This is a genomic window from Winogradskyella sp., assembly GCF_013042245.1.
Lineage (GTDB): Bacteria > Bacteroidota > Bacteroidia > Flavobacteriales > Flavobacteriaceae > Winogradskyella.
On the sequence record NZ_JABDQL010000146.1, the window covers coordinates 13,832 to 29,919 of the forward strand.

Sequence of the window (16,088 nt, forward strand, 5' to 3'; positions counted from 1 at the left end):
TTCTCAATTGGGAAGGCTTTTTTATTTCTAATTTCTACCACCATCGCGATTAGGTGAGCGTGGTGTTGGCCATGTACGTTGTTTTCCTGTTCTTGGGTTAATTGGTAATACAATTTGTTCACGAGATGTTTTCTCTGCATCTTCTGAAGCCATATAAGCTAATACTGCTGTTAAAATAGTATTGTTTCTTACATCATCAAAAACAATTTTATCGTAAGTATCTCTGTTAGTATGCCAAGTATAATTCCAATACGACCAGTTTAATGCGCTTAAATTAAAAGCTGGCGCACCTTTAGCTAAAAATGACGCATAATCAGAACCGCCACCACTAGGCATACCAGGAAATGTCGTCTCAATATGTTTGGAAATACCATTAGGTACCGCATACAACCAACGTGACAAATAATCGTAAGAGTTTAAAAATCCACCACCAGAAATACGCACAACGCGACCCGTACCGTTATCTTGATTAAACAAAGCCTGTAATCCATCCACAACTTCTGGGTGGTCTTCTACAAATGCTCTAGACCCGTTAAGACCTTGCTCTTCGCTGCCCCAATGTCCTGCGATAATTGTACGCTTAGGATTAGAATAATATTTTTTTAATAGACGCATCGCTTCCATCATTACTAACGTCCCTGTACCATTATCGGTAGCTCCAGTGCCACCATCCCATGAGTCAAAATGAGCTGATAGCACTATATACTCGTCTGGTTTTTCTGAACCTTTAATCTCTGCAATAGTATTAAATGTTGGTACACGACCTAACTCTTTTGATTCTGCAACAATTTTTAATTTTGGCGTATTGCCTGATTCGGCTAAACGGTATAACATACCGTAATCTTCTAATTCTAAATCTACAGTTGGAATATTCTTTGTTCTAGCACTAAATATTTTATTTACACCAAATCCTCTTGACCAATTACTTGCCACGATTCCTGCAGCACCTGCATCTTCCAATATCGGAATAATTGAACGTGTGCTATAACCCGTTTTACGAATGTTATCTCGCCAAGCTTTTGATTGTGCATCTCTATCGTCTTTCATTTTTTGAAAAGACTCTTCTGTAGCAAACTCTTCCCAATTATAGTCTGGACGACCCGTTGGTTGCTTCATAGAAACTAACACCAATTTCCCTTTTACATTTGGCAACCATTTTTGAAATGATAACGAGTCTTTTATATTCTCTGGCAATACCATCACTTCTGCAGTAACACCTTCTGAACCTGTACTTGGATTCCATGCTAATTGCGTACCTCTTAAAGATTGCACACGTGGCAATATCATATCTATATGTGTAATACCGCGTTCCCAACCGCGCCATTCGCCCCATTTTTCTTTTTTAGCGTCAATACCCCAAGACTTGTATTTTTCTATAGCCCAATTATGTGCATTGAGCATTTGTGGTGTACCTACTAAACGCGGACCTACGACATCCATAAGCTCATGCCCAATATTTTCTAATTGAGAATTTTCATTAGCTTCTTTAACAATGGCTTCAATAATTGGGTCTTTATCCTGTGCAGTGGCTATACTAAAACTGAACATAGTAACGACCAAAAATAATCCTGTGAAACGTTTCATAATTTTGATTTTTGTTAGTTAGACCAACAAATTACAATAATTGAGTCACATCCAAAATCCATAAAATGTTAAAGCCCACTAAACAAACGTTTAATAGGCTTTTTTAATTTTTTTTAGAGTTATAATGTATAAATCGCTCTAAATGTTATGAATCTTGGTTGTAAGAATGTTTCTGAAGAAAATACAGATATATCACCAGCACCATTATTCACTCTAGCGTCAATATTTAATAAGTTACTTGCTCTTACTTCATATTCCCATTTGGCATCTCTGTCTTTTCTGTAGCCCAACCTAGCACTCCATACTTGATTTGATATAGACTCTTGTCCATTATCTTGATTTAAATATGAATAATCGGTAACAAAAGTGACAGCATCCCATATGTATGCATCAAAACGTATCGATGGCTCATTGACGATAAATCTTGTACTACTTAGACCTTGGTCATTATCTGTAATTTGAAAACGGTATCTTAATCTTACATTTGGCGCTTCTCTGAAATTTGTTCTAATCTCAGAGTTGTACGTTTGAGAAAACGATTCGTTAACGAAAGGTATTCCTCGATTAAGCTGATTCCTTAAGCTATAATTAAAGTTTACACCCAATCTAGTTTGTATCTTTCCAAATCTTTTACTCCAACTTCCTATTGCTGAAAGTGTCTCATCTGCAAACTGAGAGTTGAAGAACGTATTTGTAGTTACTACACTATTAAACCGAGTATCCGTTCTAATTTGGTCTATATTTTTATTGTAAGCTACTCTCGCAAAAACATTAGTATTATTAAACAAATTAAAACTTCTGTAAAATAAACTTAAACTATGTGACAATCCATTTTGTAATTCAGAGTTACCAAAAGATAATCTATCAAAACTATTAAGTACTAAACCTTCAGCAATGCTAGTAACATCTGTAAACTGATTGTTCATACGATAATTAAATGTTAAGCTCTCTGACTTTTTAAATTGCACTCTGGCTTCTAACTCAGGAAGAATTCTGAAGAAATTATCTTCAAATTTTTCTCCAAATTGCACATTCTGGTTACCATATGCATGTACAGATAAGCCTGGTCTAAATGTAAATTTTCCAGTCCTTACATTATAACGAGTTGCTAAATAAATGTCACTAAAATTATACTGCGTGTCATTTATTGCACCTAACACGTTACCGTCTCGGTCAGCTATAGTTGGATTAATATCTTGTGTATTACTGGAGTCATTTTCGTCTAAAAACTGAAAAATATCAGAGTCAAAATCTTGACGACTTAATATTGTACCTAATGTAAAACTAATATTACTCTTTGGGTTTAAGATATTATAGTAATCTACCTTGGCATCTAATTGATTAGATTTTACTTTTTGATTTTGGCCAAGTCTGTAAAAATCTAGACTTTGATTTAAGCCTAGTGACTGCGCAGTACTGTCATAAGGGTCATTACCTGGATTTTCCGGAGTGGGATTAGCATCTGGTTCATTATTTAGAAATGCGTTATAAAAAGGATCTTCATTACGGATTAAATGCTGTGCTTCGAGTGCAAAAATATTATTCTCGTTTAGTGTATAATAATAATTTATATTTTGATTAATGCTAAAAGGTGTTACCTTATCTAATTGAGAACTTACATCAAAAATATTACTATCCTCAGTCTGTAATTCTGAATCTTTAGACAAGCGTGCTATAACATCATAATCTAATTGATTATTAGAGTTTGGTTTATAAGATGCACTTAATTTTGCTAAACCCTGGTCTGATGCCTCACGCCCTATATTTGTAGTTTCCTCATTTGGTGGTGTATCAGACTCATCAATCGTCGTATTTGGGTCATCTTCGACTTGTATATAATTAATAAAGCTATCTTGGCGAGTGTTTAACCTTGTGGTATTAAAAATGACAAATCCACTTAAATCTAAAGCTGAATTTGGTGAATAGCTAAAGTTAGTTGCTAACAATTTAGACTCCACTTGTTGAGCATTCTGAGCATTAGTTAAACCATTTAAACCATTACTACCAAGATTTAAGTTTGTACCGCTATCACGACTAGGCGCTCTAAAGCCTCCACCAAAATTACGGACATCTCTATTAGAAAGTGCAGGTTCACCAATATTATTCATATCGCCAATGACATTAACACTATATTTTGGGCTATAATAAAACAGTTTGGGTTGCACTAAATATAATTGATCATTAGGAGAAGGTGCCGTACCTACACCTGCAGTAATGTCTCCAAACCAGAAATTTTCTTTTCCTTCTTTTAATTTGATGTTAATCGCCACATTATTTTGATTATTAGTAACATTTCTTAATTGCCCTACTTCAGAAAAATTTCGCAATACTTGAATTTTATCTACCGCATTAGAAGGTATGTTTTCTGTGGCTAATTTAGAATCGCCATCAAAAAAGTCCTTACCGTTTACCGTCAGCTTTTGGACAACATTTCCTTCAACTTCTATTTGCCCAGCATCATTTATTTCTACGCCTGGTAATTTTTCCAAGACATCACCAAGTTTTCTTTCAGTTCCATTTTTAAAAGAATCGGCATTGTAAACGATAGTATCACCTTTAATTGTTACCGGCATCTCATAGGTAAGCTCAACAGCATCTAATTGATTATCCAATATCATGGTAAAGTCTTTTTTAATATCTGCTTCTTTGGTATCCACTATTAAATCAATAGTTTTCATCCCGATGTACGTGACTTGGACTTTATATTTTCCGTTTTTACCTAGTGCCAATTTATACTCGCCTTTAGCATCAGTAATTCCATAAGATTCTAAAGCTTTAGACTCTTGATTTATAGCAATAACATTAGCTAACTCTAAGGGCTTGCCAATACTATCCTTTACAACTCCTGACATTTTAATTTGACTAAAGGAGTTTAGGGCTACTATCATTGCAAGTAGCGTAAATATTTTTTTCATAATTTGGTTTGTTAGTCTATTTTGTGGGTTAAATACGATTTAGTTTCGTCCACGGCCTCTTCGACCACGCCAATTACTTCGCATTTCTTCCATTTTTTCTGTTGTAATCTTTGTATACTCTTCTTGAGTTACAACTTCACCTTTCTCTGGTTTATCTATAACATCCTTTTCTTTAGGATTTATAATGATTTTCGTACAAAGGATTGTAGTTCTATCTGCATTGACTTCTAAAATTAAACCTGGTAATCCCCAATAATCATCGGGACCTTGGTTAATAGGTATTTGAGGTGTATACCATGCTATTACTTCTATAGTTTTTGGCATTTCTATTTCGTCTGTAGGATTATCAGACTTTTTGGCAGATATTGAATCATTTTTCTTTTTATTATCATTACCTCTTCTTCTCATATTCCTCCAATCAAAACCTGTAACTGGTTTTGTTGCTGTGGCATTAAAGGCTGTATATTGACCTATTTGTTTAGTTTCACCACTCATTTTCCATTCAAGAGATTTCAATTCATCTTTTATTAAAAACTTCTTACCAAAAAATTCTTGATCTTGTAGTATCAGTTTCTCTTTTACGTTCTTATATTTTGGACCTCCAGTAAAACTACTCGAAAAACTACTTACCCATCCTCGGCCTCCTCCAGCTTGTGCTTCTAATTTCTCTTCTTCTTTATATATAGATTCTTCTTTATTAAAGACAAGTGTATATTGTTTCTCTAAGAAACTCTTCATACGCTCTTGCATACGTTTCATTTGGTCTGGGCTAATCTGTCGTCCACCACCAAATTGACTCATATCTATGGTCGTTTTCGTTTGATAGTATGCTTTTGCTTGAAAAGCTTGTCCAAAAGAGAATCCGCTAAAAGCTAATAGAATTGCAAAGGCAAGAACGTTGAGTTGAGATAATTTCATATTCTAGGATGTAGTGCTTAATGTTATATTGCTTAGACTTAGCAAATAACAAAAAGTCAAACCTGTGTTGATTAAACTTAAGTTAAAGAAATTAACCTCTTCTTCGACGGCCTCTGTTATTTCTAAAATCTTGCATTTTATCTACTACAGTCGATTGGTAGTCTTTCTTAGTTATCTCTTCTCCTCGCTTAGGCGCTTCAATTTCTATAGTTTCCTTTGGATTGATTACAATTTTAGAACAAAGCATTGTGTTGTTATCCGCACTAACTTCTAAAATTAAACCTGGTAATCCCCAATACTCCGACGGACCGTGACTTACAGGAATTTGAGGTGTATACCAAGCTTCTACTTGCGTCATTTTAATTTCTGGTTCTTTTATTGTTCCAGTAGAATCTGTTGCAGGTTCTTGACGTCTTAACTTATCCCAAGAGAAATTATACCATGATAATTCATCTGAAGGAATTAAAGCCATTGCCTTAAAACAAGTATAGTTTCCTATCTGCTTGGTTTCTTTTCCTAGCTGCCAATCTATCTTTTGTAATTTATCTTTTACTAAAAACTTTTTACCGTAAAATTCTTGGCTCTGGACCAATTGATTTTCTTTAACATTCTTATAAGAATCACCCTGAGCAAAATTTTTACCCCAAGAATCTGTTGCACCAGACATAGCATCTAACTTTTCATCTTCCTTGAAAAAAGATTCAGTTTTGTTGAATGACAGCACATAAGTCTTCTCTAGTCTATTTTTCATACGAGCCATTACTTGCTTTTTTTGAGCTTCGCTGAGTCTTGCTCCCCAACGCCCTAAATCCATTGTTGATTTTGAAAAATAAAAGGCTTTACCTTGGAATTCTTGTGCATTAATATTGCTTGAAAAGATACCGATTAAAAGTAAAATGCTGATTTTAAGAGAAAAAGATTTCATGGCTGTTTTGTTAATTATTTAAAATATGTCTAACAAATTTATATAATCGTTAAACATAATTATTCTCTTTACCAAAACATTAACATAAGCTTTGTCTATCCTCCAATTCTAATTTCAAAAGTTTCACCACCTCGATTACCTTTTCTTGGAGCAAATCTCTCTAGCATTTCTTTCTGTTTTTTCTCACGGATTTTATTGTATTCTGCTTTATTAACCTCTTTCCCTTTTGTTGGTTCCTTTATAGACACCTCGTCTTCTGGATTGAGAATAATTTTGCTACATACTATATTTAATTTACCATCATGTACCTCTAAAATTAAACCCGGTAAACCTTGATACATAGCTGGCCCATTATTTACGGGAACTTGAGGCGTATACCAAGCCGTTACCGTTCGCTCTATCATTTCAGCTTCTTTATCTTCTTTTATAGCATCACTCATAGATTTAAAATCTTTTGGCTTAGGTACTATTTTAGTATATGTTGCTTTATAGCATTGGTACTGACCAATAAATTTTGTTTCCTTCTCTAATTGCCATGCTATTGGCTTTATTGAATCCTTAACTAAAAAGATTTTTCCCATAGTATCCTTTTGGTCGGAATACCTATTGTCCTTAGTATTCTTGTATAGGATATCTGTACCTCCACCGGAACCCATAACCATTATTTGCATACTGCCGCCACCAACTGCTGGTGGTGCTAAAGACTCTTCCTCCTTATAAACAGAAGCCTCTTTGTTAAATGAAAGCGTATATGTCTTTTGAAACTGCTTTTTAAGCATTGCCTGCATTTGCTTTTGCATATCCGAAGTCATACCTGGATTGCTAGTACTGTCTAATTTAATATCTACAGAACGTTGCGTTTTGTAAGTTGCTTCTCCCTGAAAATATTGGGCATTAGCACTAGTGAATACTAGTGCTAAACCCAAAAACAAAACTCTTATAACTCTTTTCATTTTATGATTGTTTTGAAATTTTTACCTTTTTGTATTGTAATATTTTATCGCAGCAGCTCTAACTTTTCTGACGCTTTCAATAAATTTTTCTTTCTCGTTTGTATTTCCATTAATCTCATATTTGATATGGGATTTTACTTCATCTCCTATTTTTCTGTCATTACACTTTATGCTAAAGATAATATTTTCATTGTCTTCTGTTTCATTTAATATTTCTCTAAACTCGTCTACAGAAAATGTAGATTCAATTTCTTCTACAGAATCAACTTCAACAGCTATTTTAAAAGTTTCAACTTTTACTTTCTCTGAAGTTATATTTCGTTTCAAATCTTTTTGTTGTGCAAACATTGAAGTTGCTAAACAAATTGTAAATACTAATAATAAATTTTTCATGATTATAATTTTTAAATGATTATTACACTGCAAATATGAAGACTCCTTTGAGTAATAATAGTTAACCAACGTTAACGTGTGTTAACCTATGAGTCTACTTTAAGCCATAACGATTACTTTTGAAATATGAATGACAAACGTTACAGATATATATTATACGCAATTACACTTGTTATAATTACCACTATTGGCATACAAGCGTATTGGAATTACAAAAACTACCTAACTAATAAGCAACAACTCATTAATGATGTACAATTGAGTTTAGACAAGGCTGTAGATGATTATTATGCCAATCTTGCTAAAGAAACACGCATGGGTATCTCATTTGAAAACACATCAACCAAAGCTATATTGAATGATGACAGCCCATTTACTAAAATTCTAAATAGTATAGATGAAAAAGACGGCAAATTAAAACAAGTAGACTCTGTAGACACTAGTAAAATAGATGGATTAAAGATTTTTCGTGGTTTTGAAGCAGACTCCATGAAAATAGAACATGATAAAAAAGTAAAAGCTATCCATCTTAATTCTTTAAAGAAAAGCGAAGACACCTTTACTTTAAAAGGTTTTAAAAACAAAAAATCGAAAGACAGTATTTCTGATATTGAGATGTTATCTACAATGATTTTTGTTTCAATAAAAAATGATTCGCTAGATGTTAGAAGAGTTAATAAACTACTTATAGAAGACTTTAAGCGAAAAAAAATAGAACTAGACCATAACTTAGCTTATTTTGAAAAAATACCCGATTCTGCTACGCAAGCTCGCTTCAAAAAAATAAAGAAGAACATTCCTAAAAATGATTATGAAGATTACGATTTACAAATTGAATCTAAATCTACATTTTTACCCAAAGGCAGTTTACTAAAACTAAGTTTTGACAACGAGACTTTTAATGTCTTAAAGCGCAGCTCAAGCGGAATTTTAATTTCAACATTTTTAATTTTAGCAGTTATAAGTTGTCTTTTCTATTTACTCAAAATCATAAAACATCAAAAACAATTAGCAGAAGTGAAGAATGACCTCATTAGTAATATTACTCATGAGTTTAAAACACCTATTGCAACTATTGGCGCAGCTTTAGAAGGTATTAACAACTTTAATATTATAGACGACAAAGAAAAAACAAAAAAATATATAGACATGTCATCGGGGCAATTATCAAAGCTTAATCTTATGGTTGAAAAGCTTTTAGAAACTGCAACCCTTGACAGCGAAAGTTTAGAACTTAATAAAGAAAAAATAGATCTTGTCTCACTACTATCTTCACTTTGCTCTAGATATCAAACTCAAAATTCAAATAAAACCATTCAAACTAGTTTTAAAGTTGAAAGTTTAATAGCAAGCGTTGATATTTTTCACTTCGAAAATGCACTAAACAACATTTTAGACAATGCTGTAAAATATGGTGGAGATATCATTACTGTAGATTTAATCCCTAACAAAACCAACTTTAATATTAATATTTCAGATAATGGCATAACTCTAAACAAATCTAGTAAAGAACGTATTTTCGAGAAATTCTATCGCGTACCTAAGGGCAACCAGCACGATGTCAAAGGTTTTGGAATCGGGCTATACTACACCAAAAGTATTATTGAAAAACATGATGGAAACATTAATCTGAATCTTAACAATAAACTTACCTCCTTTAAAATAGAACTCCCAAATGGCTAATCCGATAAAAATAATATTAGCGGAAGATGAAGCCGCTTTAGGACAGATTATAAAAGAAAGTTTAGAGACTCGAGACTTTGAAGTTATTCTTTGCCAAGATGGCGAAAAAGCTTTAAGAGCCTATAAATCCGAAAGCCCTGAAATTCTAGTTTTAGATGTAATGATGCCAAAAAAAGATGGTTTTACATTAGCTAAAGAAGTGCGAGAGCTAGATGATACAATCCCTATTATTTTCTTGACTGCAAAATCGCAAACACAAGACGTGGTAGAAGGCTTTACAATTGGCGGAAATGACTATTTAAAAAAGCCCTTTAGTATGGAGGAGCTTATTGTTAGAATTAAGAATCTCATTGGGCGCGCAAAGCTTCAGAAAACTGCTGAAATTATTACACTTGGTGATTACAAATTTGATTTTCCAAAACAGTTGCTTTCATATAAGTCTGATAATGCTATTCAGCTGACACATCGCGAAGCTCATTTGCTATTTCATCTTATTAAAAACAAAAATGCCGTTTTAGACCGCTCTTTAATTTTGAATAAACTTTGGGGTACGGATGACTTTTTTGCAGCACGAAGCATGGATGTCTTTATTTCTAAACTTCGTAAAAAATTAAAGCAAGATGAGCGTATTCAGATTTTGAATGTTCGTGGTTTTGGATATAAACTAACGGTTTAGCACTTCTTTTTAAAGCTTAGTGATTGTGGTTCAATTTTTGTACTTTTCAAAAACAGTATGAAGGGTATATTATACATTATAATTTTTTTTGCATTTTTTGGATTTTCCCAAAATAAAATTCGACTAGAATTTAAAAACTCTTTAGAGCTTAAGGCTGAAACTGTTTTTGGCATAGATACTTTTGGCACCATTTACTATAGTGATGAAAATCACAGTTTTTATAAAAAAGCATCAGATACCACGATTAGTTATGCCAACTTTCAATTAGGAAAAATAACATCTGCCAATACTTTTAATCCTCTTAAAATAAATCTCTTTTATCAAGATTTTAATACTGTAATAATTTTAGATAACAGACTAGCTGAAATTACAAAAGTAGATTTCAACACTATTGAAGAATATAAAAATGTAAGCCTAATATCTACTGGGTATGATAATACACTATGGCTTTTTAATCAAGATTTACAGCAATTAGAGCTGTATGATTATCTCAACAACAAAACCAGAATTAAAACAGTACCTATACAATCGCAAGCCTTAGATTTAAAAAGCGACTACAACTACTGTTATTTTCTTACCGAAAATTATCTATATATCTATAGTTATTTTGGGAGTTTGATTCAAAAAATTCCAAATTCTGGTTTTACAGATATGGCATTTAGCAAAGCTAATTTGGTTTTAAGAAAGGACAATGAATTGTTTTTGCTTACAAAAAATAGTAATGTTTTAAAACCATTAGAAACTTCAGATTTGTTAATAAATCAGTTTTTGGTAACCAATGAAACCTTGTATATTTACAACGACGAAAAGCTACGTCGCTACCAACTAAAATCACAATAAATTATGCATGTTGCTATTGCGGGAAATATAGGCGCAGGAAAAACTACGCTCACAAAATTATTAGCCAAACATTTTAAATGGGAGGCACAACTTGAGGATGTTGTAGACAATCCTTACTTAGATGATTTTTACAACCAGATGGAGCGATGGAGTTTTAACCTACAGGTGTATTTTTTAAATAGTAGATTTCGTCAAGTAAATCAGATTCAACAAGAAAAAAAAGATATTATTCAAGATAGAACTATCTATGAAGATGCCTTTATTTTTGCTCCCAATTTACATGCTATGGGCCTGATGACTAATCGAGATTTTGAAAACTACACTTCACTTTTTGAACTTATGGAGTCCTTTGTTAAAGGTCCAGACCTATTAATATATTTACGTAGTAGCATCCCTAATCTGGTTGCTCAAATTCATAAAAGAGGACGAGATTACGAAAACACGATAAGTATAGACTATTTAAGCCGACTTAACGAGCGTTATGAGGCGTGGATAAGCACATACACAAAAGGCAATCTTTTAATTATTGATGTAGATAATCTAGATTTTGTAACTAATCCTGAGGATTTAGGAGATATTATTAATAAAATTGATGCTGAGATTAATGGCTTTTTTAGTAAATAAAACCATTACCTTTTGCATGTTCAATAGCTTGAGCACTATTATGAACGATTAAAACTGGTAATTCTGAATAATCTTTAAACAGATTCTCAATACGCTTCATTCGTTTTTTATGCTCTACACTACGCAAATAGATAGCTGCTACTCTATTAGGGAATTTTTTAACCACATCTAAATAGATGTCAGCATCCTTTTCTCCACAATCTCCGATAAGTATAAATTTTAGGTCAGGATAGGTCTTTAAAATATTGAATACTTCGTGGTACTTATGAGCTAACTCTGGTTTTGGTGTTTTATCGAAAGGTGTTCTAAAATCACGTAATAAAATTGGTCCTTTTGGAAAATTATTTGAATGCAAAAAAAACTCTAAATAACGGTATAAATTCCAAGGACTATTACTTACATAAAAAATTGGATTGACGGTGTTATGTAGTAGCTTGTAAAAGTCCGCTGTACCCTCAAGAGCTTTTCTTTTTAATGGAGTTTTAAAAAAGGTATTTACAACCACTCTCCATTTTAATCGAGACGTAACGCCTGTATGCAAAATAGTATCATCAATGTCGCTAATAACTCCAAACTGAGCATCACTATACGGTACAAGCATTTGTCCTTTAAAATGATTATTAAGCTGAATTTTACGTTTGAGCGAGTTATCATTAAAAGCTACTTCATAAGTTAACCAACCTTCAGAATCTGTTTGGGTTTTTATAGGAGTACTTTCATCTAACAGATAATAACCTTCGACATCTGTGGTTAATTTAAAATCTTGCTTATTAACTTTAATTGCTACGGGTGTTTTTCGGATTTCATCAGTTTCAAAACGTTTCCATGAGTTTATTAAAAGATTAAACCATCCTTTTTTAGACAAGTCTATATCTTCATCTTCTAATGCACGACCACGTAAATACAGATGGTTACGAGTACCGTAAGTTAAAAATGGAATTATTTGTAGAGGGTCTTTTTTGAATATCATAAAAAAAAATGATGCCTTAAAAATACAAATAAAAAAACCACGCTTCAATTAAATTGAAAACGTGGTTTTTTTTTATAAAATAAGATAAACTAACTCGTTTAGTTTTTCTTTTGTTTTTTAGCGTAAGCTTCAGCTTGTTTTGTCACCTCTTCTAGATTACCTTTAAAGGTTTTCTCTTTAATAATTGTTTCGCCATCACCAATCTGTGTTTTAGTGATTATCTTTGCTACTGCAGTTTCATCTAAGGTTTTCTGACCCTGTGTTTCCACAGAGATTTCTTTAATGATTTCCAGATTATCATTCACTGCTAAACCTTCTTCAGAATGACCTCCCAAAATTGGTGCAATTACTAATCCAATGAGGCACGTTAATTTGATTAAAATATTCATTGAAGGTCCTGAAGTATCTTTAAAAGGGTCACCAACAGTATCACCTGTCACAGCTGCTTTATGTGCTTCAGAGCCTTTGTATGTCATTTCTCCGTTAATTTCAACACCAGCTTCAAAGGATTTCTTAGCATTATCCCATGCACCACCAGCATTATTTTGGAAGATTGCCCACAACACACCCGAAACTGTAACACCAGCCATATAGCCTCCCAACATTTCGGCAATAGCTAAATTATCCATACCAAATAACATTGGCAAAAAAGCAATCACTAGAGGAAAACCAATAGTTAATAAACCAGGTAACATCATTTCTTTTAAAGACGCTTGTGTAGAAATCGCAACACACTTGTCATATTCTGGTTTCCCTGTACCTTCCATAATACCAGGGATATCTTTAAACTGACGACGTACTTCTTGAACCATCTCCATAGCAGCTTTACCGACGGCATTCATTGCTAATGCAGAGAATACCACAGGTACCATTCCACCAACAAATAACATAGCTAATACTGGTGCTTTGAAAATATTAATTCCGTCGATTCCGGTAAACGTTACATAAGCAGCAAATAAAGCTAAAGATGTTAATGCTGCAGAAGCAATAGCAAATCCTTTACCTGTTGCAGCAGTTGTATTACCAACTGAATCTAATATATCCGTACGTTCTCTTACGATAGGTTCTTGTTCACTCATTTCAGCTATGCCACCTGCATTATCAGATATTGGTCCAAAAGCGTCAATAGCTAACTGCATAGCTGTTGTAGCCATCATTGCTGATGCTGCTAATGCAACACCATAAAAGCCTGCAAATGCATAAGATGCCCAAATTGCTCCGGCAAATAATAATACTGAAGGGAATGTAGATATCATACCCGTTGCTAAACCAGCAATAATATTGGTTCCTGCTCCTGTAGAAGATTGTTGTACAATTTTTAAGATTGGGCTTTTACCTAATCCTGTGTAATATTCTGTTACAGAAGAAATCACAGCTCCTACAAATAAACCAACTAAGGTTGCATAAAATACACGCATCGAAGAAATCTCTTGTAAACCTTCTCCGAAGAAGTTCATCTGCATAGTTTCTGGCAACATCCATATTACCAAACCAAAACATGACGCTGCAACTAAAGCTATAGAGGTCCAGTTACCAACATTTAAAGCGCCCATTACCTGAGCTTCTTTAGCATCGTTACTTTTAATATTTACTAAAACGGTTCCAATGATAGAAATAATGATTCCTGCACCAGCAATTGCCATTGGCAATAAGATTGGACCAATACCTCCAAAAGCATCAGAGATTGCACCACCCATATCTTTAATAACATAGTTACCTAATACCATTGCGGCTAATACGGTTGCAACATAAGACCCAAATAAATCAGCTCCCATACCAGCAACATCTCCAACATTATCACCAACGTTATCTGCGATTGTTGCAGGATTACGAGGATCATCTTCTGGAATTCCAGCTTCTACCTTACCCACTAAATCAGCTCCAACATCGGCAGCTTTGGTATAAATACCACCTCCTACACGAGCAAAAAGTGCAATAGACTCTGCCCCTAAAGAGAAACCAGCTAGTGTTTCTAATACAATAGTCATGTCCATTGTATTTGTCCATTCGCCGCCCATAAAGAATCTAAAGAAAAATATAAAAAAAGCTGTTAGTCCTAATACTGCTAAACCTGCAACACCAAGTCCCATTACCGTTCCACCTCCAAAAGAGATTTTAAGTGCGTTTGGTAAACTTGTACGCGCCGCTTGTGTTGTTCTAACGTTAGTCTTCGTGGCTATCTTCATCCCAATATTACCTGCATATGCAGAAAACACAGCACCAAAAATAAACGCGATTACAATTAACCAATGTGTAGTTGGTACAACAAAAGATACAATAGTCAATAAAACAGCTACTATCAATACAAAAATTGCAAGTAATCTATATTCAGCATTTAAGAATGCTAAAGCACCCTCGTAGATGTGGTCTGAAATCTCTTTCATTTTACCGTCACCAGCATCTTGTTTCATAACCCACGATTTCTTTACAATCATGTAAATTAATCCTAAAAGTGCCAAAGCTATTGGCATATAAATCATGTATGATTCCATATTAAACTTTATTTTTATTTGATTAGTTTTTAGCTGCGCAAATGTAGTGAAATGATACATAATAAGAAAGCCCTTTTGAATTGCAACAAAAAGGCTTTATTTTTAAAAAATATATAGTTGTTCTAAATAGTAAAATCGCCATTAGTTTTATGTTCGCTATTTTCATAACGCTCGACACATTTATTAAGAATATCGTAGGCTTCTTTGGCATCGCCCCAACCTCCGACATCAACTTTCTTCTCTTCTAAGTCTTTATATACCTGAAAAAAATGCGTAATTTCTCTTTTACGGTGTGGGTTTAAATCCGACAAATCAGAATAGCTATTCCAGATTGGATCCGTAACCGGCACACAAATTAATTTTTCGTCTGGTCCTTTTTCGTCTGCCATATGAAAAACACCAATTGGTTTTACTTCCATAACGCACATTGGAAATGTTGGCTCTGTACCCATAACCAAAACGTCTAATGGATCACCATCTAAGGCTAAAGTTTCAGGGATAAAACCATAATCACCTGGATACATCATTGAAGAAAACAACATACGATCAAAGCGTATTTTGTTGAGTTCGAAGTCGTATTCGTATTTATTACGACTTCCTTTAGGAATTTCTATAAGTACATCGAAAGTTAATTTTCCACTTGCTGTCATAATCTCTCTTTTAAAAAGGGGTGCAAAGATAGTTTAATGTTTCATTATTACAAGATTAAATTTTACAAACTCTGTAATTATATGTCCGTAATCAGTAATAATTTAGATTTCAAACACATTCTGTCACATTGAGTACTTCGACTTTAGTTTATGCTGAGCACAGTCGAAGTACTCAGCATAAACTAAAGTCGAAATGTCTTGCAAATCAAAAACATTTTCTTGGGACTCCTATTTTTATAGGTTCTTTATTATAATTGTACGCTCAAGCAGAAATTGCTCATGTAAACACACAAGAACTTATACCAATTTAGTTTTTAAATGCCGTATTAAATGCGTTAAGGTAATGATGGTTTCCCGTGATAGATTTTATGGTTTCTTTATCCATTTCGACTACCATGCTATGAAGCCATTCTTTTAAAGATTCGATACTTTCAAACCTTTGATTTTTGAACCTATTTTTGATAT

13 protein-coding genes are annotated in these 16,088 nt (G+C 33.5%); 4 read left to right on the forward strand and 9 right to left on the reverse strand.

What is annotated here, in order from left to right; all coding sequences use genetic code 11:
• Positions 1-27 precede the first annotated feature (27 nt).
• The 6 genes from HKP48_RS11355 to HKP48_RS11380 form a co-directional block, all read right to left on the reverse strand.
• The gene (locus tag HKP48_RS11355) at positions 28-1,584 is read right to left on the reverse strand and encodes a M20/M25/M40 family metallo-hydrolase (RefSeq protein WP_296345924.1); all 1,557 of its coding nucleotides are present in this window, start codon (positions 1,582-1,584) and stop codon (positions 28-30) included.
• 119 nt (positions 1,585-1,703) lie between these two features.
• Positions 1,704-4,499 carry a TonB-dependent receptor gene (locus tag HKP48_RS11360; RefSeq protein WP_296345926.1) on the reverse strand — a complete coding sequence of 932 codons (2,796 nt, stop codon included), beginning with the start codon at positions 4,497-4,499 and terminating at the stop codon, positions 1,704-1,706.
• Positions 4,500-4,538: 39 nt separating this feature from the next.
• Positions 4,539-5,417 carry a GLPGLI family protein gene (locus HKP48_RS11365; RefSeq protein WP_296345928.1) on the reverse strand — a complete coding sequence of 293 codons (879 nt, stop codon included), beginning with the start codon at positions 5,415-5,417 and terminating at the stop codon, positions 4,539-4,541.
• Between the two features lie 91 nt (positions 5,418-5,508).
• Positions 5,509-6,342, reverse strand: a complete 834-nt coding sequence (locus tag HKP48_RS11370; protein WP_296345930.1) for a GLPGLI family protein — start codon at positions 6,340-6,342, stop codon at positions 5,509-5,511.
• A gap of 95 nt (positions 6,343-6,437) precedes the next feature.
• Positions 6,438-7,295: a GLPGLI family protein gene (locus HKP48_RS11375; protein ID WP_296345931.1), complete on the reverse strand. Its 858-nt coding sequence runs from the start codon at positions 7,293-7,295 to the stop codon at positions 6,438-6,440.
• A gap of 21 nt (positions 7,296-7,316) precedes the next feature.
• The gene (locus HKP48_RS11380) at positions 7,317-7,688 is read right to left on the reverse strand and encodes a hypothetical protein (protein ID WP_296345933.1); all 372 of its coding nucleotides are present in this window, start codon (positions 7,686-7,688) and stop codon (positions 7,317-7,319) included.
• A gap of 126 nt (positions 7,689-7,814) precedes the next feature.
• On the opposite strand from HKP48_RS11380, the gene HKP48_RS11385 reads away from it, so the two are divergent.
• The 4 genes from HKP48_RS11385 to HKP48_RS11400 are packed head-to-tail and all read left to right on the forward strand — an operon-like array spanning position 7,815 to position 11,511.
• Positions 7,815-9,371 carry a HAMP domain-containing sensor histidine kinase gene (locus tag HKP48_RS11385; protein ID WP_296345935.1) on the forward strand — a complete coding sequence of 519 codons (1,557 nt, stop codon included), beginning with the start codon at positions 7,815-7,817 and terminating at the stop codon, positions 9,369-9,371.
• A complete protein-coding gene (locus tag HKP48_RS11390; protein WP_296345937.1) occupies positions 9,364-10,047 on the forward strand; it encodes a response regulator transcription factor in 684 nt (227 codons plus the stop codon). Before HKP48_RS11385 ends, HKP48_RS11390 begins: the two co-directional genes overlap by 8 nt.
• A gap of 57 nt (positions 10,048-10,104) precedes the next feature.
• Positions 10,105-10,887 (forward strand): hypothetical protein, encoded by a 783-nt coding sequence (locus HKP48_RS11395; protein ID WP_296345939.1) that lies wholly within the window; start codon positions 10,105-10,107, stop codon positions 10,885-10,887.
• A gap of 3 nt (positions 10,888-10,890) precedes the next feature.
• Positions 10,891-11,511 (forward strand): deoxynucleoside kinase, encoded by a 621-nt coding sequence (locus tag HKP48_RS11400; protein WP_296345941.1) that lies wholly within the window; start codon positions 10,891-10,893, stop codon positions 11,509-11,511.
• Here HKP48_RS11400 and HKP48_RS11405 read toward each other — a convergent pair.
• The 3 genes from HKP48_RS11405 to HKP48_RS11415 form a co-directional block, all read right to left on the reverse strand.
• A complete protein-coding gene (locus tag HKP48_RS11405; protein WP_296345943.1) occupies positions 11,501-12,481 on the reverse strand; it encodes a phosphatase domain-containing protein in 981 nt (326 codons plus the stop codon). The two genes, HKP48_RS11400 and HKP48_RS11405, sit on opposite strands and share 11 nt — an antisense overlap.
• 98 nt (positions 12,482-12,579) lie before the next feature.
• On the reverse strand, positions 12,580-14,973 hold the full coding sequence (locus tag HKP48_RS11410; RefSeq protein WP_296345944.1) for a sodium-translocating pyrophosphatase: 2,394 nt from the start codon (positions 14,971-14,973) through the stop codon (positions 12,580-12,582).
• A 122-nt stretch (positions 14,974-15,095) separates the two neighbouring features.
• Complete coding sequence (locus HKP48_RS11415) at positions 15,096-15,623, reverse strand: inorganic diphosphatase (RefSeq protein WP_296345946.1); 528 nt, start codon at positions 15,621-15,623, stop codon at positions 15,096-15,098.
• Positions 15,624-16,088 lie beyond the last annotated feature (465 nt).